The organism is Lederbergia graminis (assembly GCF_042655485.1).
Taxonomy (GTDB): domain Bacteria; phylum Bacillota; class Bacilli; order Bacillales; family Bacillaceae_C; genus Lederbergia; species Lederbergia graminis.
Genome location: NZ_JBHSMC010000044.1, coordinates 19,578 through 40,599, shown reverse-complemented (window position 1 = coordinate 40,599; position 21,022 = coordinate 19,578). Strand labels below are relative to the sequence as shown.

Sequence of the window (21,022 nt, the reverse complement as noted above, 5' to 3'; positions counted from 1 at the left end):
TGGATGTAATCCAGACACCAGATAAGGAAAGTGGATGGTTTATCTACCAGGGAGATTCTAAAGGACACTATGCATTGAAAAGAGTGATGAAATGTCCGACAGGAGTGCTCTTATGGACATTTCGTGATGAGGGAGTAGTTGAAACGTCCGATAGGAGTGTTGTAATGGACACTTCTAGGGTGATAGGCAGTTGAAATGTCCAATAGAGCGTTGTAATGGACACTTCGAGATGAGAGAGCGGCTGAAATGTCCAATAGAAACTTTAATCACCATTTCAACTTAGTTAAGCAATGAAAATTCTAATAGATTGTCCTCCATAAACATATTAAGGTGAAAAGACCAATAAAATGTTTATGGTACTTATCAATAACATAATTATTTCATATTTATAGGAAGGGGAGATGAATATGGCGGATAAAGGTTGTATAAAGTGTGGGAGTACAAGTGCATCTACAAAAGAGGTGGCAATGACAGGAACGGGTCTTTCTAAAATGTTTGACATTCAGCACAATCAATTCATTGTTGTTTATTGTAACAACTGTGGATACTCGGAATTTTATAATAAAAAATCATCTACAGGATCTAATATTCTGGATTTATTCTTTGGATAATAAACAAAAAATGGGAGGTACGATATGTACTTCCTATTTTTTTACCCCTTGACGTGTTCGTGTGTCCTAGTGTACTATCTAAATAGAACACTAATACATAGTGGAGGTTGAACATAATGAAACCATTTATTGGTCTTTTGAAAAAAGAAATGCTCATTTCGAGGTTTTGGTATTGTACTTGGTTAGTTATCTTGCTACTTGGATTAACTGCGAGCACTATAATCGCTTTTCGTATAGAAGAACCAACAGCCATTATACCTATCACAACGCTATTTATGCCGTCACATATATTTTTCATGCCAGTTATGATTGGAGCGCTACTAAGACTCGAAGGCAAAACGCAATTGTGGCTTTATAATCCACAAAGTAGCATGAAATTATTATTAGCTAAATTGACTACTGCATTTATTTTTCAAATTATTTCACAACTAATTGTTATTGCTTATACGGTTCTAATGACATCATTTCTATCCACTCGTGGTGTAGAAATTAATATTTCGATAACAGCTATCACATTAACCTATTTAGCAATGCTTGCAATCGCCCTATATTTTTCTATTTGGGTTACGTTTTTGTGGACACTTTACCATTCTTTAGGGAGATACCCAGCATGGAGAAATTATCGCTGGCTTGCTGTTGCGCTCACTGTAATCAGTTTCAACGTCTTTGAAGCCTTACTTATAAGATTCAATATAATGAAAGATCATCTATTTGGGTGGTCTACAACAATGGAAGCGATGATTTCTATACGTTACGACAAAGGTGTTGGTTGGTCGATGGATACGCTGGAAATTTCTGTGCCGATTTTGCCGATACTACTTTATGGTGTATTAGCAATCCTTTTATTCTTTGCAGCAACGAAGTTACTTGATAAAAAAGTGGAGGTGTAAATCGGTGGGAAAGGAATTCGAAGTATCAAAACCAATTTATATCCAAATTGCCGAGAAAGTATATCAACAAATCATCCGTAAAGAAATTAGCCCAGGTGAAAAATTACCTTCCGTAAGAGAAATGGCGATTCAATCAGGGGTTAACCCGAACACTATCCAACGAACATATTCAGAAATGGAGAGGATGGGAGTAGTGGAAACAAAGCGAGGACAAGGGACATTTGTTGTGGAAAATGAAGACATCGTTCTTCAATTAAAACAATCAATGCAACTGGAAATAATAGGACAGTTTGTAAACAATATGAAAGAGCTTGGATTTACGAAAGACCAGATGCTTGAAGGTCTCCATGAATATTTAAAAGCAGGTGATAGAAGTGACAATTAAATTGTTAAATGTAACAAAGAAATATGGCACTGAATTCGCCTTGAACAATGTAGATCTTGAGTTAGTACCTGGTAAAATTTATGGGTTACTTGGGCCGAATGGGAGTGGGAAATCTACTACTTTAAAACTGATTACCGGTCTAGTCTATCCAAATAAAGGTAGTGTTACCGTCCAGGGGGAGTCTGTTACAAGAAAAATTAGTAGGAAGGTAGCCTACTTAACCGAGCTTGATATGTTTTATGATTCTTTCACTGTAGATAAAATGATAGCTTTTTATGCATCACAATTTCCAGACTTCAATGTAGAAAAGGCAAAATTACTTTTAATAGAAATGAAATTAACAGGAAGCAAAAAAATAAGACAGCTTTCGAAAGGGAACCGTGGCAGGTTAAAGCTTGTACTTACCTTGGCGCGGGAAGCCCCAATTATTTTATTAGATGAGCCATTTTCCGGTCTCGATCCGCTTGTAAGAGAATCCATCGTGAAAAGTTTACTTACATTTATTGATTTTGAAAAGCAGACAGTCATAATCGCTACCCATGAAATAGATGAGATTGAGGCGATATTAGATGAGGTTATTGCAATTTATAACGGAGATATTATTGGAGCGGAAAATGTAGAAACAATTCGTGAGGAACAAGGTTATTCGGTATTAGAGTGGTTCAAAGCAAAAATGCAACAACAGGAGATGATATAAAATGAAAACAGTTGTTGAGTTGAAAAATGTTACGAAGAAAATTGGTAAAAGGACTATCATTGATGACTTAAGTATCAATATTGTAGAAGGCGAGGTTTTTGGTTTATTAGGACCAAATGGAGCTGGAAAAACAACAACGATAAGAATGGTAGTTGGATTAATCGGCATTACGTCAGGGGAAATATCTATTTGTGGAAAAAATGTTAAAAGTGAGTTTGAACAGGCGATTAGTAAGGTAGGTGCGATTGTAGAAAATCCTGAACTGTATAAATTCCTAACTGGATATCAAAATTTGATGCAAGTTGCCCGATTAACGAAAGGAATTACAAAAGAAAAAATAAATGAAGTTATCGAGCTTGTTGGACTAAAGGATAGAATTCACGACAAAGTAAAAACGTATTCTCTAGGTATGCGTCAACGTCTAGGGATTGCGCAAAGCTTATTACACGATCCGAAAGTACTTATTTTAGATGAACCAACTAATGGCCTTGATCCTGCAGGTATAAGAGAGGTTCGTGATTACTTAAGAAGTCTTGCGAAAGAAAAAGGATTAGCTGTCATTGTTTCGAGTCATTTACTTTCTGAAATGGAAATGATGTGTGACAGAATTGCGATTATTCAACAAGGAAAGTTAATTGATGTACAAGGAGTTCGAACAAGTGAGACTTCGGATAAACGAATGTATAGTGTCCAAGTGAATGATGTAGAAAAAGCTCAACAAATTCTTATTAAGAATGGATTTGCCGTACAACAGAAAAATACAAACCTGGAGCTAGAGTTACAACATGAACAGGTACCGAAAATTATTAAACTTTTAGTAGATAAGAATCTCTTAATCTATGAAGTGAAAATGATTCAAAAATCACTAGAGGATCGCTTTCTTGAAATTACTAGTGCAGGAGAGGTGAAGAAACATGCTTAAATTAATACAAAATGAATGGGTAAAGATTTTTAAACAAATTAGTACCTTTATCATGATTGGTCTTTTTGTATTGCTTATCATCGCTTCAGGTGCATTAGTAAAATACTTAGAATCAAAAGAGGAACCACAAGCGAACAATGACTGGAAGCAAGAATTAGCTGCAGCAAATGAGCAATCGAAACGAGATCTTGAAGAAATTCCAATGATAACACCTACGATGAAAGAATTTTTGATGAAAGATATTGCAATTAATGAGTATCGAATTGAACACGATCTTCCACCTGAAACATCTAGTAATGTTTGGACATTTATCAGTGATTCTGGATCGATGATTGGTACAGTGGGGCTTATTGTTATTATTATTGCAGCTGGAATTGTAGCGAACGAATTCAGTTGGGGAACGGTAAAAATTTTACTTGTAAAACCATATAAACGTTGGAAAATACTGTTGGCAAAATATATGACTGTAATCTTATTTTTACTATTAATGCTCGGTGTATTATTCGTTAGCTCATCCATCGTTGGAGCCATTTTATTTGGGACAGGTGGAGATGGAAGTAATATTCATTTAGCGTATAACAATGGCGTTGTCGAAGAGCAAAGTCTATTATTCTACCTTATTAAAACATATTTATTAAACTCACTAAGCGTGTTCTTACTTGCAACAATGGCATTCATGCTCTCAGCCGTATTCCGAGTAAGTGGACTTGCGATTGGGGTTTCCATCTTCCTTTTATTAATGGGTGGAACTGTCACGAATTTACTGGCAAGCAAATTTGAATGGGCAAAATACAGCTTATTTGCGAATACTAATTTAATGCAATATTTCGATGGTATACCAATGATAGAAGGGATGACCTTATCCTTCTCGATCACAATGATCTTCATTTATTTCGCCATTTTTCATTTGCTTGCGTTCCTGTTTTTTACAAAGAGGGATGTAGCAGCTTAATCAGATATAGAAGCTAAGTTCGGACGATTTCTTCCTTCGTCCGAATTTTTTTGTTTATATTGACTACTTATTACCTGTATGATAAAGTTATAGAAAATTCAGGAACGCTTTAGTTCGATAGAGTGATAATGTGATAAAGAGTTAGGAAGTGGATGATGATGTTTTTGCCTGAAGGCAGTAGAGATGAGATGGGGTCAGTAGTTAATAAACGTTTTCATGTAATGGAAGTTTTCAGAAAGGTAGTATCTACAAGAGGATATCAACAAATTGCTACACCTTTATTGGAATATGCAACGACATTTACAAACGAACATGTTGGAATGAAGCTGCAAGAAATGATGAAATGGTTTAATGCGAATGGAGATATTGAGGTCCTACGTCCAGATTGGACAATTGCAATTGCTCGTGCATTGTCTACACAACCACAGGAACCACAGAAATATGCATACCAAGGATCTGTTTTTAAGCTAAATACCCCTGGGGTTGAATTCCATCAAATCGGTATTGAGATGATACATATTCCAGATTTAATGGGAGAAAGTGAAAGTTTATTAATGGCGCAGACATTCTTGAAACAACTTGGTGTTGGAAGTTGTATTATTGAGCTGGGCCATACAGATATATATGAAAGCCTTGCGCAAGAACTATCCTTGTCGACAGTAGCGGCAGAAAATTTACGCCAAGCAATGCACGATAAAAAGAAAGATGAAGTGTATCAAATTGCTAAAGCCAATGGAACTATAGAGACAGCGGAAGAACTTGCTGCATTGGTAGATGCGTTTGGTTCAATTGAAATTATCGCTGAATATGAGCAGCGTTGGGAAAACAGAAAAGATCTCCTTGAGATTTTACAACATATTAAACAATTAGTTGCGATTTTACAGCAATCTGGAAGTGAAGATATTTTAGTTGATTTAGGAAGGGTAAAAAATCAACCATATTACTCCGGAATGATGTTCAGAGGATTTTTACCGTCTTCTGGTGTAGTTTGTTTCTCAGGTGGGCGCTATGATCGTTTATATGAACAATTTGGTAATAGTGTTTCCGCAGTCGGCTTAGCTTTTGATGTCGATGTATTAGTGGACCAAGTGCAAGATTCTGAACAAAAAGAGACGATTTGTATTATCGCAAGTCCTGAAACAATTGCTTATTCTGAACAATTAAGAAGTGAATTCCCAGATGCAATTGTGGACGTACAATCCGAACCTATTAATAGAGAAAAATATGATAAAGTCTTGGAAATTGTGAATCGTAATGGAAAGAATGAGGTGGTGGAAAAATGAAGCCAGTTATCGCCTTAACAAAAGGAAGATTGGAAAAACAGTTTACAGAATTTCTTAAATCAAATGGCTATGATGTAGCGCCATTATTAGATAAAGGTAGAAGACTACAAGTAGAAACAGATGATTTCTTTGCGGTTTTCGCTAAAGGAATTGATGTAACAACTTATGTAGAATATGGAATTGCCGATCTAGGAATAGTAGGTGCAGATATTTTATTAGAGGTTCAGCCGGATGTATTTGATTTACTACCGTTACCTTTTGGTAAATGCCGATTTGCTGTTGCTGGCCTACCTACTTCTGAAGTGCGCGGAGGTAAACAACGAATTGCTACGAAATACCCGAATATCGCGACAAAGTATTTCCGCGAGCAAGGGAAATCAATCGATATCGTGAAATTAGAAGGATCTGTAGAATTAGCGCCTCTTTTAGGGTTAGCCGATGATATTGTGGATATTGTAGAAACAGGAAGTACATTGAAAGAAAATGGACTAATTGTGAAGGAAGAAATGTTTTCACTTTCAGCTAGATGTATCGCAAATCGTAATTCATTAAAACTGAAGAAATCAATTCTTGCACCAATTATTGATTCTTTCCGGATGGAGGAGGTTGCGAGATGATTCCTATTTTTACAGTGGAAAAGTTCACTGCAAATTTCACCTCCAGAAAAACTAAGAAGCAACCATTTGATGCTGAAGTACTTCAAACTGTCCAAGAAGTAATCGAAAATGTGAGTACTAGAGGGGACGAAGCATTAAAGGAATATACGGAAAAATTTGATGGTGGAGTTCCTGGAAATTGGGAAGTAACTGCAGAAGAGCGGAAACAAGCTTGGGAGCAGGTATCCCCTGAAATTATCGAAGCTCTTAAAAAAGCTGCTGGAAATATCCGTAGTTTTCACTCGAAACAATTACAGCAATCACGCATGATGGAATTATCTGATGACATTATTGCAGGACAATTATTCCGTCCCATTGCTCGTGTAGGTATTTACGTTCCAGGTGGTAAAGCTTGTTATCCATCAACTGTATTAATGAACGCTATTCCAGCCGTATTAGCAGGAGTGAGTGAAATAATAATGGTAACACCTTCACGCGGCGGACAAGAAATTGCTCCAATTTTATCTGTAGCTGCAGATATTGCAGGTGTTCATAAGATTTATAAAATCGGAGGTAGCCAAGCGATTGCTGCACTCGCATATGGTACAGAAACAATTGAACCAGTTGATAAAATCGTCGGACCTGGGAATGCCTATGTAGCTGCTGCTAAGTCATTAGTTTTTGGAGATGTTGGAATCGACATGATTGCGGGGCCTTCAGAAGTAGCCATCATTGCTGACGAAACTGCTAATCCTGCCTTCATCGCTGCTGATTTACTGGCACAGGCAGAGCATGATGAAAAAGCCCGTGCATTTCTGTTTACAACATCTGAAAGAATTTTAGAAGAAACAATCGTTGAAGTGGAAAAACAATGTGCTCAATTACCACGGAAGGATATTGCATCCGTGTCCTTGAAAAACGAAGGAGCAGCGGTTGTTGTAGATAGTATCGAAGAGGCATTTGCACTATCCAATGCACTTGCGCCTGAGCACTTGGAAATCCAAGTAGAAAATGCGTTAGCACAATTAAGTAAGGTGAAAAATGCAGGTTCGGTATTCATTGGGAACTACACACCTGAACCCGTTGGTGATTATTTTGCTGGTCCAAACCACGTATTACCTACAGTTGGCACAGCACGTTTTTCATCAGGTTTATCTGTGGATGATTTTATTAAGAAAACAACATATGTGTCTTATTCGGAAAAGGCATTGCGAAATGCTGCGCCATATATCGAGGCAATTGCGGAAGAGGAACAATTATCAGGGCATGCTAGAGCGGTAAAGGTAAGAGTGAATAAGTAGTGTTGGTGAATGGGAGGATTAGTAATGCGAGTTGCATCAAATAAACGAGAAACAAGAGAAACAAAAATTGAACTAGAATGTCGTCTAGATGATCCGTCAATAGTGGAGATTCAGACGGGAGTAGGTTTTTTTGACCATATGCTTGAAGCATTTGCACGACATGGTCGCATTGGGCTTTCATTAAAAGTAGACGGTGATTTACATATTGATAGCCATCATACTGTGGAAGATGCCGGCATTGTTCTCGGAAAAGCAATTAGAGAAGCGCTTGGAGATAAAGTAGGGATCGTTCGATACGGATCATCTTATGTTCCAATGGATGAAGCATTAGCATTTGCAGCAATTGATATTAGTGGACGCCCATTTTTACATTTTGAAGGAGAGTTTCAAACTCAGTCACTAGGTAACTTTGATACGGAGTTAGTGAAAGAATTTTTTCGTGCATTTGCCTTTAATGCTGGAATAACCCTTCATGCACGAGTGTTATATGGAGAAAATACGCATCATAAAATCGAAGCATTATTCAAAGCATTAGGTCGCGCACTTGCAGAAGCAGTTCGAATCGACCCTAATATTAAAGGCGTTAACTCTACTAAAGGAATGTTGGAGTAGTTATAGATAATATTGCATCATTTTCTAATAAATTGGCTTTGCTGAGATTAATTAAAGATTTCACACAGTGTTGATTGTAGTGGAAGGGGCGAGACTCCTTCGGGATGAACGGTAGCCGGGAGACCCCACAGGCGTTTAAGCGCCGAGTAGGCTCCCGAACCGCCCGCGGAAAGCGAGCCCCTGTAGCGGAAATCAAGCTACATTAGAACAAAAAAATTCAAAGAGGTGAAAACACAATGACGGCAAAGAAAATTATACCGTGTTTGGATGTAAAAGACGGAAAAGTAGTGAAAGGAATTAATTTTGAGGGGATGCGCGAAATGGGAGATCCTGTTGCTATGGCAAAAGCCTATAGTGATAATGGCGCAGATGAACTTGTATTTCTAGACATTTCCGCTACAACAGAAGGTCGCGACACAATGGTAGACGTTGTGAAACAAGTAGCAGCACAAGTGAATGTTCCTTTTACAGTCGGTGGTGGCATTCGAACTGTGGACGATATTGCTAGAATTCTAGATGCAGGAGCTGACAAAGTGGGGATTAATTCTGCAGCTGTAGCTCGTCCAGAACTAATTAAAGAGGCAGCTGAAAAGTTTGGTTCTGAACGAATCGTAGCAGCCGTTGATGCTAAATTATTCCCAGATGGGACATGGCGTGTCATGACTCATGGTGGGCTGAAAGATGCTGGAATTGATGCCATAGAATGGTCGAAGCAGTTAGAACAATTGGGAGCGGGCTCTTTACTACCAACTAGTGTTGACCGTGATGGTGTTAAGGATGGCTACGATTTGGAATTAACGAAAGCAATTGTAGAGGCTGTGAACATTCCAGTTATCGCATCTGGCGGTTGTGGTAATGCAGAACATATTGTGGAAGTTTTTGAGAAAACAAATGTAGACGCTGCTCTCGCTGCATCTATTTTTCACGAAAATTCAGTAAGCATCCAAGAGGTAAAAGAGCTTTGCCGAAATAGAGGAGTGAATGTAAGTGAAGCCTGATTTTTCAAAAGGTCTCATTCCAGCCGTTGTTGTAGATGATAAAAATGGCGAGGTACTAATGCTCGCTTATATGGATGAGACAGCATATGAACGTACATTAGAAACAAAAGAAACATGGTTCTATTCACGCTCTCGGAAAGAGTACTGGAACAAAGGTGCAACCTCTGGTAACAAACAAATCGTAAAGTCCATTGCACTAGATTGTGATGGTGATTCTTTATTAGTTCGTGTCGAGCCGCTAGGGCCAGCCTGTCATACTGGGGAAACATCTTGCTTCTACAATACTATTTTGGAAACAGAAGATGCAGCCCAAGTGGAAGACACAATCATATATCATGACCTAATGAGTGAAATTGTCGATCGCAAACAAACACCTGTAGAAGGTTCATACACCACTTACTTATTTGAAAAAGGTACCGACAAAATTGCTAAGAAATTAATAGAAGAAGCCGGTGAAGTAATCATTGCCGCTAAAAACAAGGATACAGATGAACTTGTATATGAAACGAGTGATTTACTATACCACTGCCTCGTTCTGTTAGCAGACCAAGGGGTAGACTTAGCAGATGTTGAAGCCGAGTTGAGAAAAAGATCAAGCAAAAAAGGTAATGCAAAGAAAGAACGTCAAGAAATAGAGAATTGGTAAGGTCAAGCAAGTGGGCGAATATACAAATCGCTTACTTGCTTTTTTAATTTAAGAGGGAATATCTTTGCAGTTAGTGTGACTGTTATAAATGAGAAAACTGTTAAGTCGGGAATGCGAGAAGGATGTTGTGTACCCGCTGTGGAGGTTGTCACGCTGGGAGCGGCTGCGTATCCACTGGGTGGGAAAAGTTGTAGAGGCGGTCACGCTGGAAGCTTTATCATGCCCACTTGGCGAAAAAAGTGGCAGAGGTGGTCACGTTGGAAGCTGCATCGTGCCCGCTTAAGAGGAAAAAGTGTCGGAGGTGGTCACGATGAAGGCTGTATCGTGCCCGCTTAGGAGGAAAAGTGTCGGAGGCGGTCACGATGAAGGCTCTATCATGCCCACTTGGCGAGAAAAGCGTTAGAGGCGGTCACGATGAAGGCTCTATCGTGCCCGCTTAGGAGGAAAAGTGGTAGAGTTGGTAACGATGAAGGCTCCATCATGCCCACTTGAGATGAAAAAAGGCAGAGGCGGTTACGATGAAGGCTCCATCGTGCCCACTTCGGAGGAAAAGTGTAGGAGGTGGTCACGTTGGAAGCTTTATCATGCCCACTTGGCGAAAAAAGTGTCAGAGGTGGTCACGCTGGAGGTTGCATCGTTCCCACTTAGGAGGAAAAAAGGGATAGGTGGTCACATTGGAGACCGCCTCGTGCCCGCTTAGGAGGAAAAGTGTAGGAGGTGGTCTCGATGAAGGCTCCATCGTGCCCTCTAGCTAGGAAAAACTACAGAAGTGGTCACATTGAATGCCACAGCATTCCCTCTTAATGAAGAAAATGCTTAAGGAGGTAACGTTGAACGTTGTATCGTGCCCACTTAAGAGGGAAAAGTAGTGTAGTCGGTCATGATGATGCCCTCTTAACAGAAATATAAGAAGACTAGGTCACGCAAGAATCTCCATTGTGCCCTCTAACAAGTAAAAGCAATGGAAGAGGGCACGGAGGAAATCCCCCATACCCACTTCACAAAAAATTGGAAGCCGATGTAACATTGGTACTAGCTAAGTACCACCTATTCCTTCAGAATGTTATATATTTCGACATAAAATTCACAATTCACATAAAAATACTTGGACATAAAACAGAAATAGGCGTATAATCGCAAATATAATTCTTTTCGAAAAAACTAGAATTCGGCAATTAGGAGAGTGACATAAAGATGAGTGACATGTCTTTTCATACGAAAACTGTACATCAATCTAAGAAAGTATCAAAAAATTTTAATAGTAAAGTAACACCAATATATCAAACATCATCTTTTTCCTTTGATAATTTAGATGAGCTTGAAAGCTATTTTCACGGAGAAACACCTTACTTATATTCCCGTTACGGAAATCCAAATACAGATGAATTAGGGAGTGCCGTTGCTGCTTTGGAAGGAGCAGAAGCTGGTGTAGCAGCTTCATCAGGGATGTCAGCTATTTTATCAGCATTACTTTCAGTAGCAAAAAATGGGGACCATATTGTTGCATGTGATGACCTTTATGGTGGAACTTATCATCTATTAGATCAAGAAATTAGAAGTTTTGGTATCGATGTTACATTTGTCTCCTTTGCGAATGAAGAGGAGATACGTGCAGCAATTCGTCCAAATACAAAATTACTATATACAGAGAGCATTACGAACCCATTACTTAGAGCTGAAAATATACCGTTACTTGTTAAAATAGCGAAAGAACATAAGCTAATAACAATTGTGGATAACACTTTTGCAACACCGTTTTTACTACAGCCATGTGTTGATGGGGTTGATCTTGTTGTCCATAGTGCAACGAAGTACCTTGGTGGCCATAGTGATATTTCTGCAGGTATTGTAGTTGGCCGTGAAGATATCATTCAAGTTGCAAAACAAAAGGTGGTTAGCTTAGGGGCGAATTTAAGTCCATTTGAAGCATGGTTAACATGTAGAGGCATTAAAACTCTTGCGTTAAGAATGGAGAAGCAAACAAGGAATGCGCAATTTATTGCAGATTCACTAAGGGAAAATGAAAATATAGCAAAAGTATATTATCCAAATAATGTATCAGAAAAAGGTAATGGTGCAATTGTGTCGATAGAACTTGCACCTCATTGTGACATTCGCTCATTCTTTTCGTCTCTTGGATGGATAAAAGTAGTTCCTTCTTTAGGTGGTGTAGAGACTGCTGTTTCCTATCCATTAGGTACATCACATCGAAATTTACCTAAAGCAGCTCAAGAAAAGCTTGGAATTAATGAACGAGTTGTTCGCATTTCAGTCGGTATTGAAGATAGGCAAGATATCATTAATCAACTCCTAATTGCAATCAAAGCATAGGTATATTTAACCAAAAGTGTAAAAAAGTAGTTGACAGATAAAAAACTCTGTTCTATACTCCATTCATAAGTAAAACAACTAAATCGAATCTCTTATCGAGAGTGGCGGAGGGAATAGGCCCTGTGAAGCCCGGCAACCTGTTATTTTAAAACAAGGTGCTACATCCTACAGATTTAAAATCTGGAAGATAAGAGGAGGAACCGTCAACAACGCCCTCTTCTTAGGAAGGGGGCTTTTCTTTTTATATATCTTTTTTTAAATATTAAACCAAGTAAACTAATCATATTAATTATATTTAGGGGGATTTACAATGAGAATTAATATTTGGAAAACCATTTTATTATTGATAGGAATTATCGTGCTAGCAGGGTGTTCAGATAGTGCGAGTGGCAAGCCAAAGAAAATTATTTTAGATTATGCTTACTATTCGCCAACAAGCTTGATTTTAAAGGAGAAAGGTTTTGCAGAAGAAGTATTTGAGGAAGAAGGCATTGAAGTAGAGTTTGTTCTAAGTCAAGGGAGTAACAAAGCGTTAGAATTCCTCAATTCCAGAAGTGTTGATTTCAGTTCATCTGCTGGTGCTGCTGCTTTAATGGCAAAAGCAAAAGGATCGCCAATTGAATCCGTATATATTTATTCCAAACCAGAATGGACGGCTCTCGTTGCAAAAGATTCTTCCATTAAGTCTGTCAATGATTTAAAAGGGAAAAAGGTTGCTGCAACAATTGGTACAGACCCGTATATTTTCTTGCTTCGTGCTTTAGATGCACATGGCCTTTCTGCCAAAGATGTAGAAATTGTTAATCTTCAACATGGAGACGGAGCAGCTGCACTACTATCTGGTGAAGTAGATGCATGGGCAGGATTAGATCCTCATATGGCAAGAGTGGAAAAAGATTCTGGGGCTCATCTATTCTTCCGTAATGCAGACTTTAACACGTATGGAACTTTGAATGTAAGATCAAAATTTGCAGAAGATTACCCAGAGTATGTAAGTAAAGTTATCGAAGTTTATGAGAAAGCAAGGCAATGGGCAATTGATAATCCAGAGGAAACAGCAGAGATTTTAGCGAAGGAAGCACAAATAGATATTGAAGTAGCAAAGCTTCAATTAGAACGTAACGATTTTTCAGCATCAAAACCAGGTGATGTGCAAATTGAAACAATTAAAGCAGCTGGTGATGTATTGAAAACAGAAGGTGTAATTGATTCGGATACGGATGTAGATAAGGTTGTTAATGATTTAATTAACCCGGACTATTTTGAATAAATAAAGGATGGTGGACAACATGAGTGGCCGTACAGAAACAATTTCAGTTCCCGTAAAAAAATCAAAACGAGAAAAACGCTCGAAATTTTCCTATAAAGCAAATGAGAGATGGATTCTTGGAAGCCTTATCCCTATTATTCTATTAATTATTTGGGAGATTGCTGGAAGAGTAGGACTTATAGAAGCGCATTTACTACCAACTCCATCAAAAATATTTGAAGAAATTGTAGAAATGGGCAAAGAAGGAATATTGATTGATCATATTGGCATTACATTATATCGGGTGGTTCTTGGATTTTTCATTGGAACGATAGTAGCTGTTGTTCTTGGAGCAATCGTTGGTTATTTTTCTCTGTTTGAAAAATTGATGGATCCACTTATTCAAGCATTTCGTGCAATCCCATCTCTAGCATGGGTACCTTTATTCATTTTGTGGATGGGGATAGGGGAGCCATCCAAAGTGACATTAATTGCAGTAGGTGTATTTTTTCCAGTCTACTTAAACATCGTTTCTGGTATTCAAGGCGTTGATCGGAAGTTAATCGAAGTTGGAAAAATTTATAAGTTTAGTTCCGTGAAAACATTACGGAAAATCATCTTGCCAGCTGCTTTGCCATCTTTTCTCGTAGGATTACGCAGTGGGCTAGGACTTGGTTGGATGTTTGTTGTTGCCGCAGAAATAATGGGGGCTAGTAAAGGGTTAGGTTATTTACTCATCTTAGGCCAAAATACGTATTCTCCGGAAATTGTCATAGCGAGTATATTATTGTTTGCGCTAATTGGGAAAATCACGGATTCATTATTGAAATTATTAGAAACAAAATCATTGAGCTGGCAAGATAGTTTATCAAATCAACGTTAAAGGGGGATGCAACGGTGCTCGCAGTTCAAAATATAACTCGAACTTTTAATGAGGGGAAGGTAGGATTTAAGAATCTTACTTTTTCAATCCAAAAAGGAGAAATAATTGGAGTACTTGGGACTAGTGGTTGTGGAAAAAGTACATTACTTCGAGTGCTGTCAGGACTCGATCAACAGTTTGAGGGTCAGTATTCACTAGGAGATAAAAGTGTAGGGATGATGTTCCAAGAACCAAGGCTTATGCCATGGCTGTCAGTAATAAATAATATTACGTTTGGAGCAGAAACAGAAAAACAAAAATTGTTAGCAAATGAATTAATTGAACTTGTCGGTTTGAGCGGATTTGAACGTAACTTCCCTAAAGACTTATCTGGAGGGATGGCACAAAGAACAGCAATTGCGCGCTCCCTTATCACGGAACCGGATGTGCTTTTACTAGATGAACCATTTAGCGCATTAGATGCATTTACAAAAATGCAGCTGCAAGATTTACTATTATCGATTTGGGAAGAGCGAAAAACAACGATGGTACTCGTAACTCACGATATAGATGAAGCTTTATATTTATGTGATCGCATCATTATTTTACGGGGACAACCAGGAGAAATTTATGCGGAAATTAGAATAGATAAAGCAAAACCACGTTCCAGAGGAGATATCCAACTGGCAGAAAAGAAGGCTGAAATTCTACATCTTCTTGATTTAAATAAGGAAAGGGGTAATCTACATGGCTAGGCAACAAATTATTGAGCCGAGAAGTGGTCAATATAACTTTAAAACAGACTATTCCAATGGTGATACTATAACTTGGGAATCGATAGAAAGACATTTCAGTTGGCATGTTACGGGAAAAGTTAATATGGCTTATGAATGTGTAAATCGCCATGTAGTGGATGGTTTTGGTTCCAAAACAGCTCTCCATTATGTAGAGGGAGATGTGGAATGGAAATTAAGCTATAAAGATTTGAAAATAGAAACCGATAGATGGGCACAAGTATTAAAGAACCACGGAGTAAAGAAAGGTGACTTCTTATTCGTATTCTTACCGAAACATCCAGATTGCTATATTGCTATATTAGCTGCGATTAAACTTGGTGCTATTGTTGGTCCTTTATTTGAAGCTTTCATGGAAGAAGCAGTCCGTGATCGAATTTCAGATTGTGAAGGGAAATTTCTCATTACGAATAAGGAGTTTATGACAAGAGTTCCGAGAGAAGATCTACCGAGTTTAGAAAAGATTTTTCTAACAGATGACTCAATTAATGGAATTTCTATACAAGATGAACTAAGTTCTGTAGTAGTAAAACAGGATATTTTAGAATGGGTCGATCTGGAGGATGGATTAAATATTCATTATACGAGCGGCTCGACTGGAAAACCGAAAGGTATTATTCATGCCCATCGTGCGATGATTCACCAATATATTACTGGACGTTGGGTGTTAGATCTAAAAGAAGATGATGTATATTGGTGCACGGCTCACCCGGGTTGGGTAACTGGTTCTGTATATGGCATTTTTGCACCATTACTAAATCGGGCAACGCTTGTCCTTCACGGTGGAAGGTTCAATGCACATAGTTGGTATGAAACACTTGAAAAAACAGGAGTCACTGTATGGTATAGTGCACCAACTGCTTTCCGGATGTTAATGGCGGAAGGAAACGATATTCTAGAAAACTATGATCTTCATAACCTTCGTCATATTTTAAGTGTAGGTGAACCTTTAAATCCAGAAGTAATTTATTGGGGATTGGAACATCTTAACCTACGAATTCATGATACATGGTGGATGACGGAAACAGGTGCACAACTAATCGTAAATTTACCGACTACGACAATAAAACCAGGCTCCATGGGGAAACCATTACCGAATATCGAGGCAGTAGTGTTGGATGATGATGGAAAACAACTTCCAAGTGGGGAAGTCGGTCATTTAGCGATAAAAGCTCCTTGGCCTGGAATCATGAAAGAAGTTTGGAAAAATCCAGAAAAGTTTGCATCCTATTTCCCATTTGGTCCTGAATGGTATGTAGCTGGTGATTTAGCATTAATAGACGAGGATGGATATGTGTTTTTCCAAGGAAGAAGTGACGATATGATTAATTCCTCTGGGGAAAGAATCGGTCCATTTGAAGTTGAAAGCAAACTGATGGAACACCCGGCAGTAGCAGAAGTGGCGGTAATTGGAAAGCCAGATCCTTTACGTGGGGAAATAGTAAAAGCATTCCTTGTGCTAAATAAAGGTTATCAAGAAGATGTTAACTTAATAGAGGAAATTCGCTTGTTTGTTCGAAATCGACTAGCCGCACATGCAGCACCACGTGAAATTGAAATTTTATCAGAATTACCAAAAACAAAAATAAGTGGAAAGATTTTGCGTAGAGAGTTAAAAGCTCGTGAAAAGGAATTGGTAGGTAGAAAGTAATCAAACTATTAAACTGTTATAAAGTTGTTCTCTTATGCTATAGTAGGTAAAAAGGCATCCATCATGGGAGGCGCAGCTATGTTTAAAACGAAAAAGGCTAAAGAACAACGAATTGAACAGTTACAAAAGGAAATAGAACAACTCAAATCTTCTTATCAGCATAAAGATATGGCGGATAAAGAATGGCTATTGAAGGTACAAGAGGAAATTCATGCAGCTGTCGATCAGCATGAGAAAGTAAATGCTCAGCATCATGAACTTGGAGATGCCGTTAAGAAAATTGAAAAGAGATTTGAGAATGTATCTGACTTAAGTGATCAAACTTCCAATAAATCAAATGAGCTTTTTGACAAAGGTAATTCGCTAAAAGAGTTCTCTATAAAAATGGTTGAAGATGCCAAACAAGGTTCTGAAGATGTGAAAAATACTGCAGATGTAATTCAAGAATTAGGCGTAGAGATTCTTGCTTCTGAAAAAAATATGACGAATTTAAGTGAGCGCTCAGGTGAAATTCAATCGATCGTTGGTGTGATCGAGAATATTGCCTCACAAACAAATTTGCTTGCTCTTAATGCTTCTATTGAAGCAGCAAGAGCTGGCGAATATGGAAAAGGATTTGCAGTTGTTGCCCAAGAAGTTAGAAAGCTTGCAGAAAGCACTGCAAAAAGCACATCTGACATTCAAGCATTAACGACTTCACTTCAAGAGGATATACAGATAGCTTTACAAGCAACGAAGAAAAGTGCTGCACTTGTTGATAAAGGTATTCTCGTCAGTTTAAATACAGCTGATAAGATCAACAACATGATGAAAACGGTGGAGCATAGTCAACTAGATATCAGTGCAGTACAAGATATGATAGAAGAACAGAAGCAATTGTCGGAAGCGGTAAAAAAGGAATTGGAAGAAGCAAGAAACCTATTCTCGCAAGCATATGAAATGATTCTCGATCATATAGAGGATGCGAAAGAAGTGGATCAACGACTTGAAAATGGAATCCACCAGTTGAAAATATAACTGTCTCCAATGGAGGCAGTTTTTTATTTTTTTCATTAGTTGTAGTATGATGTGGAGAAGGATTTGAGACATAAAGGAGAATTATAATGAGTGAGAATACATTTTTACATACATTAAAGCCAGCGTTGCAAAAAACATGGGAAGAAAGTGGTTTTACGAAACCGACAGATATTCAAAATGAAGCTATCCCAGAAATTTTAGCTGGGAAAGATATGATCGCCCAATCACCAACAGGTACCGGGAAGACGGTTGCCTACTTACTACCAGTCCTTCAGCAAATAAATGAGGATGCGAATGGATTACAGGCGGTTGTCTTAGCTCCTTCACGTGAACTTGTCATGCAAATCTATCAAGAAGTTCAAAAATGGGTGAAAGGGACGAAAATTAAAGGAGCATCATTAGTTGGTGGTGCCAACATAAAAAGACAAATAGATAAACTGAAAGAAAGACCACAAATCATTGTTGGTACACCTGGAAGAATTTTAGAATTAATAAAACTGAAAAAGTTAAAAATGCACGAAGTAAAAACTATTGTTTTGGATGAAGGCGACCAGTTATTAGGAAAAGAACACCTTGAAACTGTTCGAACGGTTGTAAAATCAGCAATGAACGACCGCCAATTGCTACTTTTCTCTGCAACTCCAGTAGAAGATTTTGATCAAGTGACAGCAATTTTAGGAAGAAAACCTGAAACTGTGAAAATTGGTCGTAAGAGTGAAACGGCAGAATCAAACGTGAATCATTATTATTTATTGAGTGAACAACGAGAAAAAGCGAAACTTTTACAAAAAATTGCTGCAATGCCGGGAATGAAGGGACTTGTATTTGTACGCGATGTAGGTAACATGACCGTACTAGCAGAGAAACTGAAGTTTGAAAAAGTGTCTGTCGGGATTCTTCATAGTGAGCTTAATAAAAATGAACGCGAAAAAGCACTAAAAGCATTACGCAATGGACAAGTTAGCATTTTACTTGCGACAGATGTAGCTGCAAGAGGATTGGATGTGGAAGGATTAACTCATGTTATTCACTCTGACTTCCCAGCGGACATCGAGCAATATATTCATCGCTCAGGTAGAACCGGAAGAATGGGAGCAAAAGGAACGGTTGTATCCTTGGTCGGGCCACGTGAAGAACGAGAACTGAAGAAATATGGAAGACAACTAAACATTACCGTAGAGCCGAGACGCATTCATAAAGGACAATTCGTCGAGTGGAAAAAAAGAAAATAGAAAATGAAAGGAAGCCTACTTTTTATACGGGCTTCCTTTTATTAATTTTTACTCACATATTACAGTTGTAGAGCCGTTTTCTTTCAATTCCAATGTTGCAGTTTTACCTTCATGAACACATGCCTTAAATTCTTGTAGTGATTCTTTGTGTTCTATTTCCATTTGTACGATTCGGATAGTGGGGATAGTGATGACAAGTATGAAAGCAACTACAACAAAACCGATAAATCCCCTTTGTAATTTATTGAACATTGGTTTTGACGTGTTAGAGAGGGAATAATCCCCAGAAATAAACTTTCGTATCTCTCTATAATATAAAGCATTATGAACAATTAAAAGCAAAGATAGTAACACGATATATACATAACGATCCAATGGAAAGATGATCATAATGAAAATCAGTAACGGAACTGTTAGGGAGTAGAGAATGTATACTTTTTTGGTCGCATTCTTTGTCACTTGACGTAACATTTCGTCATCTTCTAAGAGTTCTCCTGGTCTTAAGAAAGTAATTGCTGGCACCTTATTATGGGGATTTTTAGAATTGTAATTTTTAAGTTTTATATAGTAAGTAAGGAAGAATATCGCTAATAAAATAGAACCAACAATAAGCGAAAGCATTCCTGGTGTGTGCCATTTTATTGTTAACTCGTTATCCACCATCATAAAGAAGCCTTCAAAATTACTGAATAACAGATCTGCTGCATACGTAACACCGTATGTCCAAACAATCAAAATGCACCATAAGGCAATGTTCCATAGTGGGATATTTACACGAAAATCGTTTTTATTCACCAGCATCCTCTCCTTCTAGCCAAAATAATTCATCAACCTTTATTTGTAATTCTTTTGCTAATCGTAAAGATAATGTAATGGAAGGTGAAAACTCTCCTTTTTCGATAAAACCAATTGTTTGTCTTGTAACACCTACACGATTAGCTAATTCTGTTTGAGAAAATCCATGCCTTGCTCTTAGTTCCTTCACTCGATTACGAAGCATCTGTAACTCCTTTCATAAGGTGTTAACTTTTGTATACATAATGTAAAGTTTAGTTAACATTTCGTCAAGTATAATTAACTATATGCTTTCAGTGAAGGATTATTTATAAAGAAATTAATTTCTTTGAAGTTCTATTACATGAGGAATCTTTGGCATCCATATAATGATTACTGTATATTGGATATAAACTGAAATATTTGAAATTGAGGTGCAAATGATGAAGAAGCGAGTTGTAGCGTTAGTAGGGGATTTTTATCATCCGAAAGAAGTGGCAATATCCGCTCTAAATAAAGCTTTGCTTAATCTTCCAGAGGTGGAACTAGAATATGCTTCTGAAAATGAGTTATTAGAAAAACTAGAGACACAACCAGATGCAGTGATTCTTTTTAAACTAAATAAATTGAACCCACAAGACGAACATGTAATTACATGGATGGATGAGGAATTAGCTGCAACAGTAAGTGATTATGTGGATGCTGGTGGAGGCTGGTTCGCATGGCATTCTGGGATCGCATCTTTTCAAAATGTCCAAACTTATACGGAGATGATAAAAGGCTATTTCGAACACCATCCCGCACCAAAAGATATTACATATAAGCCCGTATCTGGATCCAGCATCGTTGAGAATGTTGAGGAGTTTACGATATTTGATGAACATTACTTTGTCGTATGTGAGGAAGAGAAGACTAATATTTTTCTAACTTCTGAGTCTGAAGATGGAGCATCAATCGCCGGCTGGACGCATGAATATGGAAAAGGGAGCGTTGTATGTTTAACACCATCCCATTTTGAGGAAGGCACTACACATCCTGCAGTAATTGACATGTTAGTAAATGGATTGAAGGTAGTTTGTAAGATGTAGAGGTTCTAATGAACAGTTTGAAGTGGTATTTCAAATGAAATGTCTAATAGGAAGGCTCTAATGGACAATTGGAAGGTGAATTACCGTTGAAATGTCTAATAGGATGGCTCTAATGGACAATTTGACGGATT

22 protein-coding genes and 1 riboswitch are annotated in these 21,022 nt (G+C 37.9%); of the genes, 20 read left to right on the top strand and 2 right to left on the bottom strand.

All coding sequences use genetic code 11. From position 1 onward, the window contains the following. The first annotated feature begins 407 nt into the window (after positions 1–407). From ACFPM4_RS19810 to ACFPM4_RS19720, 19 genes are all read left to right on the top strand, one after another. Positions 408–611 (top strand): zinc ribbon domain-containing protein, encoded by a 204-nt coding sequence (locus ACFPM4_RS19810; protein WP_382355660.1) that lies wholly within the window; start codon positions 408–410, stop codon positions 609–611. Positions 612–727: 116 nt separating this feature from the next. Next, positions 728–1,501: a hypothetical protein gene (locus ACFPM4_RS19805; RefSeq protein ID WP_382355657.1), complete on the top strand. Its 774-nt coding sequence runs from the start codon at positions 728–730 to the stop codon at positions 1,499–1,501. 4 nt (positions 1,502–1,505) lie between these two features. Then, positions 1,506–1,886: a GntR family transcriptional regulator gene (locus ACFPM4_RS19800; protein ID WP_144922991.1), complete on the top strand. Its 381-nt coding sequence runs from the start codon at positions 1,506–1,508 to the stop codon at positions 1,884–1,886. Beyond that, a complete protein-coding gene (locus ACFPM4_RS19795) occupies positions 1,876–2,583 on the top strand; it encodes an ABC transporter ATP-binding protein (protein WP_144922994.1) in 708 nt (235 codons plus the stop codon). The genes ACFPM4_RS19800 and ACFPM4_RS19795 overlap by 11 nt, the downstream gene beginning before the upstream one ends. Position 2,584: 1 nt before the next feature. Next, positions 2,585–3,505, top strand: a complete 921-nt coding sequence (locus ACFPM4_RS19790; protein ID WP_382355652.1) for an ABC transporter ATP-binding protein — start codon at positions 2,585–2,587, stop codon at positions 3,503–3,505. Further along, positions 3,498–4,457 (top strand): ABC transporter permease, encoded by a 960-nt coding sequence (locus ACFPM4_RS19785; RefSeq protein ID WP_144923000.1) that lies wholly within the window; start codon positions 3,498–3,500, stop codon positions 4,455–4,457. Before ACFPM4_RS19790 ends, ACFPM4_RS19785 begins: the two co-directional genes overlap by 8 nt. A gap of 158 nt (positions 4,458–4,615) precedes the next feature. After that, positions 4,616–5,740: an ATP phosphoribosyltransferase regulatory subunit gene (locus ACFPM4_RS19780; protein WP_382355649.1), complete on the top strand. Its 1,125-nt coding sequence runs from the start codon at positions 4,616–4,618 to the stop codon at positions 5,738–5,740. Continuing rightward, complete coding sequence (gene hisG / locus ACFPM4_RS19775; RefSeq protein ID WP_382355646.1) at positions 5,737–6,357, top strand: ATP phosphoribosyltransferase; 621 nt, start codon at positions 5,737–5,739, stop codon at positions 6,355–6,357. Before ACFPM4_RS19780 ends, hisG begins: the two co-directional genes overlap by 4 nt. Further along, the gene (gene hisD / locus ACFPM4_RS19770) at positions 6,354–7,637 is read left to right on the top strand and encodes a histidinol dehydrogenase (protein WP_382355643.1); all 1,284 of its coding nucleotides are present in this window, start codon (positions 6,354–6,356) and stop codon (positions 7,635–7,637) included. Before hisG ends, hisD begins: the two co-directional genes overlap by 4 nt. 24 nt (positions 7,638–7,661) lie before the next feature. Further along, positions 7,662–8,249, top strand: a complete 588-nt coding sequence (gene hisB / locus ACFPM4_RS19765) for an imidazoleglycerol-phosphate dehydratase HisB (RefSeq protein WP_144923010.1) — start codon at positions 7,662–7,664, stop codon at positions 8,247–8,249. A gap of 236 nt (positions 8,250–8,485) precedes the next feature. Then, entirely contained in the window at positions 8,486–9,247 is a 762-nt protein-coding gene (gene hisF / locus ACFPM4_RS19760; protein ID WP_144923013.1) for an imidazole glycerol phosphate synthase subunit HisF, read from the top strand. Next, a complete protein-coding gene (gene hisIE, locus ACFPM4_RS19755; RefSeq protein WP_382355639.1) occupies positions 9,237–9,893 on the top strand; it encodes a bifunctional phosphoribosyl-AMP cyclohydrolase/phosphoribosyl-ATP diphosphatase HisIE in 657 nt (218 codons plus the stop codon). The genes hisF and hisIE overlap by 11 nt, the downstream gene beginning before the upstream one ends. Positions 9,894–11,096: 1,203 nt before the next feature. Then, on the top strand, positions 11,097–12,224 hold the full coding sequence (locus ACFPM4_RS19750; RefSeq protein ID WP_382355699.1) for a trans-sulfuration enzyme family protein: 1,128 nt from the start codon (positions 11,097–11,099) through the stop codon (positions 12,222–12,224). An 89-nt stretch (positions 12,225–12,313) separates the two neighbouring features. After that, positions 12,314–12,418, top strand: a riboswitch (SAM riboswitch). Positions 12,419–12,534: 116 nt separating this feature from the next. Beyond that, positions 12,535–13,494: an aliphatic sulfonate ABC transporter substrate-binding protein gene (locus ACFPM4_RS19745; protein WP_382355636.1), complete on the top strand. Its 960-nt coding sequence runs from the start codon at positions 12,535–12,537 to the stop codon at positions 13,492–13,494. A 19-nt stretch (positions 13,495–13,513) separates the two neighbouring features. Beyond that, positions 13,514–14,356, top strand: coding sequence for an ABC transporter permease (locus ACFPM4_RS19740; protein ID WP_382355633.1), 843 nt, complete (start codon positions 13,514–13,516; stop codon positions 14,354–14,356). 14 nt (positions 14,357–14,370) lie between these two features. Next, positions 14,371–15,090, top strand: a complete 720-nt coding sequence (locus ACFPM4_RS19735; RefSeq protein ID WP_382355631.1) for an ABC transporter ATP-binding protein — start codon at positions 14,371–14,373, stop codon at positions 15,088–15,090. Further along, positions 15,083–16,780: an acetate--CoA ligase gene (acsA, locus tag ACFPM4_RS19730; RefSeq protein ID WP_382355629.1), complete on the top strand. Its 1,698-nt coding sequence runs from the start codon at positions 15,083–15,085 to the stop codon at positions 16,778–16,780. The genes ACFPM4_RS19735 and acsA overlap by 8 nt, the downstream gene beginning before the upstream one ends. Positions 16,781–16,858: 78 nt before the next feature. After that, positions 16,859–17,797, top strand: coding sequence for a methyl-accepting chemotaxis protein (locus ACFPM4_RS19725; protein WP_382355626.1), 939 nt, complete (start codon positions 16,859–16,861; stop codon positions 17,795–17,797). Between the two features lie 86 nt (positions 17,798–17,883). Then, positions 17,884–19,029, top strand: coding sequence for a DEAD/DEAH box helicase (locus ACFPM4_RS19720; protein ID WP_144923037.1), 1,146 nt, complete (start codon positions 17,884–17,886; stop codon positions 19,027–19,029). Between the two features lie 48 nt (positions 19,030–19,077). Here ACFPM4_RS19720 and ACFPM4_RS19715 read toward each other — a convergent pair whose 3' ends face one another. Further along, complete coding sequence (locus tag ACFPM4_RS19715; protein WP_144923040.1) at positions 19,078–19,824, bottom strand: hypothetical protein; 747 nt, start codon at positions 19,822–19,824, stop codon at positions 19,078–19,080. Then, positions 19,817–20,029: a helix-turn-helix transcriptional regulator gene (locus tag ACFPM4_RS19710; RefSeq protein ID WP_382355621.1), complete on the bottom strand. Its 213-nt coding sequence runs from the start codon at positions 20,027–20,029 to the stop codon at positions 19,817–19,819. Before ACFPM4_RS19710 ends, ACFPM4_RS19715 begins: the two co-directional genes overlap by 8 nt. Positions 20,030–20,246: 217 nt before the next feature. Here ACFPM4_RS19710 and ACFPM4_RS19705 point away from each other — a divergent pair, with 217 nt between their 5' ends. Next, positions 20,247–20,891, top strand: a complete 645-nt coding sequence (locus ACFPM4_RS19705) for a ThuA domain-containing protein (RefSeq protein ID WP_186324714.1) — start codon at positions 20,247–20,249, stop codon at positions 20,889–20,891. Positions 20,892–21,022 lie beyond the last annotated feature (131 nt).

Coding starts and splice junctions, on each gene's coding strand:
- hisF (WP_144923013.1), top strand. CDS start 8,486: ATGACGGCAAAGAAAATTATACCGTGTTTGGATGTAAAAGACGGAAAA.
- ACFPM4_RS19750 (WP_382355699.1), top strand. CDS start 11,097: ATGTCTTTTCATACGAAAACTGTACATCAATCTAAGAAAGTATCAAAA.
- ACFPM4_RS19810 (WP_382355660.1), top strand. CDS start 408: ATGGCGGATAAAGGTTGTATAAAGTGTGGGAGTACAAGTGCATCTACA.
- ACFPM4_RS19725 (WP_382355626.1), top strand. CDS start 16,859: ATGTTTAAAACGAAAAAGGCTAAAGAACAACGAATTGAACAGTTACAA.
- ACFPM4_RS19720 (WP_144923037.1), top strand. CDS start 17,884: ATGAGTGAGAATACATTTTTACATACATTAAAGCCAGCGTTGCAAAAA.
- ACFPM4_RS19805 (WP_382355657.1), top strand. CDS start 728: ATGAAACCATTTATTGGTCTTTTGAAAAAAGAAATGCTCATTTCGAGG.
- ACFPM4_RS19705 (WP_186324714.1), top strand. CDS start 20,247: ATGAAGAAGCGAGTTGTAGCGTTAGTAGGGGATTTTTATCATCCGAAA.
- ACFPM4_RS19745 (WP_382355636.1), top strand. CDS start 12,535: ATGAGAATTAATATTTGGAAAACCATTTTATTATTGATAGGAATTATC.
- ACFPM4_RS19780 (WP_382355649.1), top strand. CDS start 4,616: ATGTTTTTGCCTGAAGGCAGTAGAGATGAGATGGGGTCAGTAGTTAAT.
- hisD (WP_382355643.1), top strand. CDS start 6,354: ATGATTCCTATTTTTACAGTGGAAAAGTTCACTGCAAATTTCACCTCC.
- ACFPM4_RS19790 (WP_382355652.1), top strand. CDS start 2,585: ATGAAAACAGTTGTTGAGTTGAAAAATGTTACGAAGAAAATTGGTAAA.
- ACFPM4_RS19740 (WP_382355633.1), top strand. CDS start 13,514: ATGAGTGGCCGTACAGAAACAATTTCAGTTCCCGTAAAAAAATCAAAA.
- ACFPM4_RS19785 (WP_144923000.1), top strand. CDS start 3,498: ATGCTTAAATTAATACAAAATGAATGGGTAAAGATTTTTAAACAAATT.
- acsA (WP_382355629.1), top strand. CDS start 15,083: ATGGCTAGGCAACAAATTATTGAGCCGAGAAGTGGTCAATATAACTTT.
- ACFPM4_RS19710 (WP_382355621.1), bottom strand. CDS start 20,029: ATGCTTCGTAATCGAGTGAAGGAACTAAGAGCAAGGCATGGATTTTCT.
- hisB (WP_144923010.1), top strand. CDS start 7,662: ATGCGAGTTGCATCAAATAAACGAGAAACAAGAGAAACAAAAATTGAA.
- hisG (WP_382355646.1), top strand. CDS start 5,737: ATGAAGCCAGTTATCGCCTTAACAAAAGGAAGATTGGAAAAACAGTTT.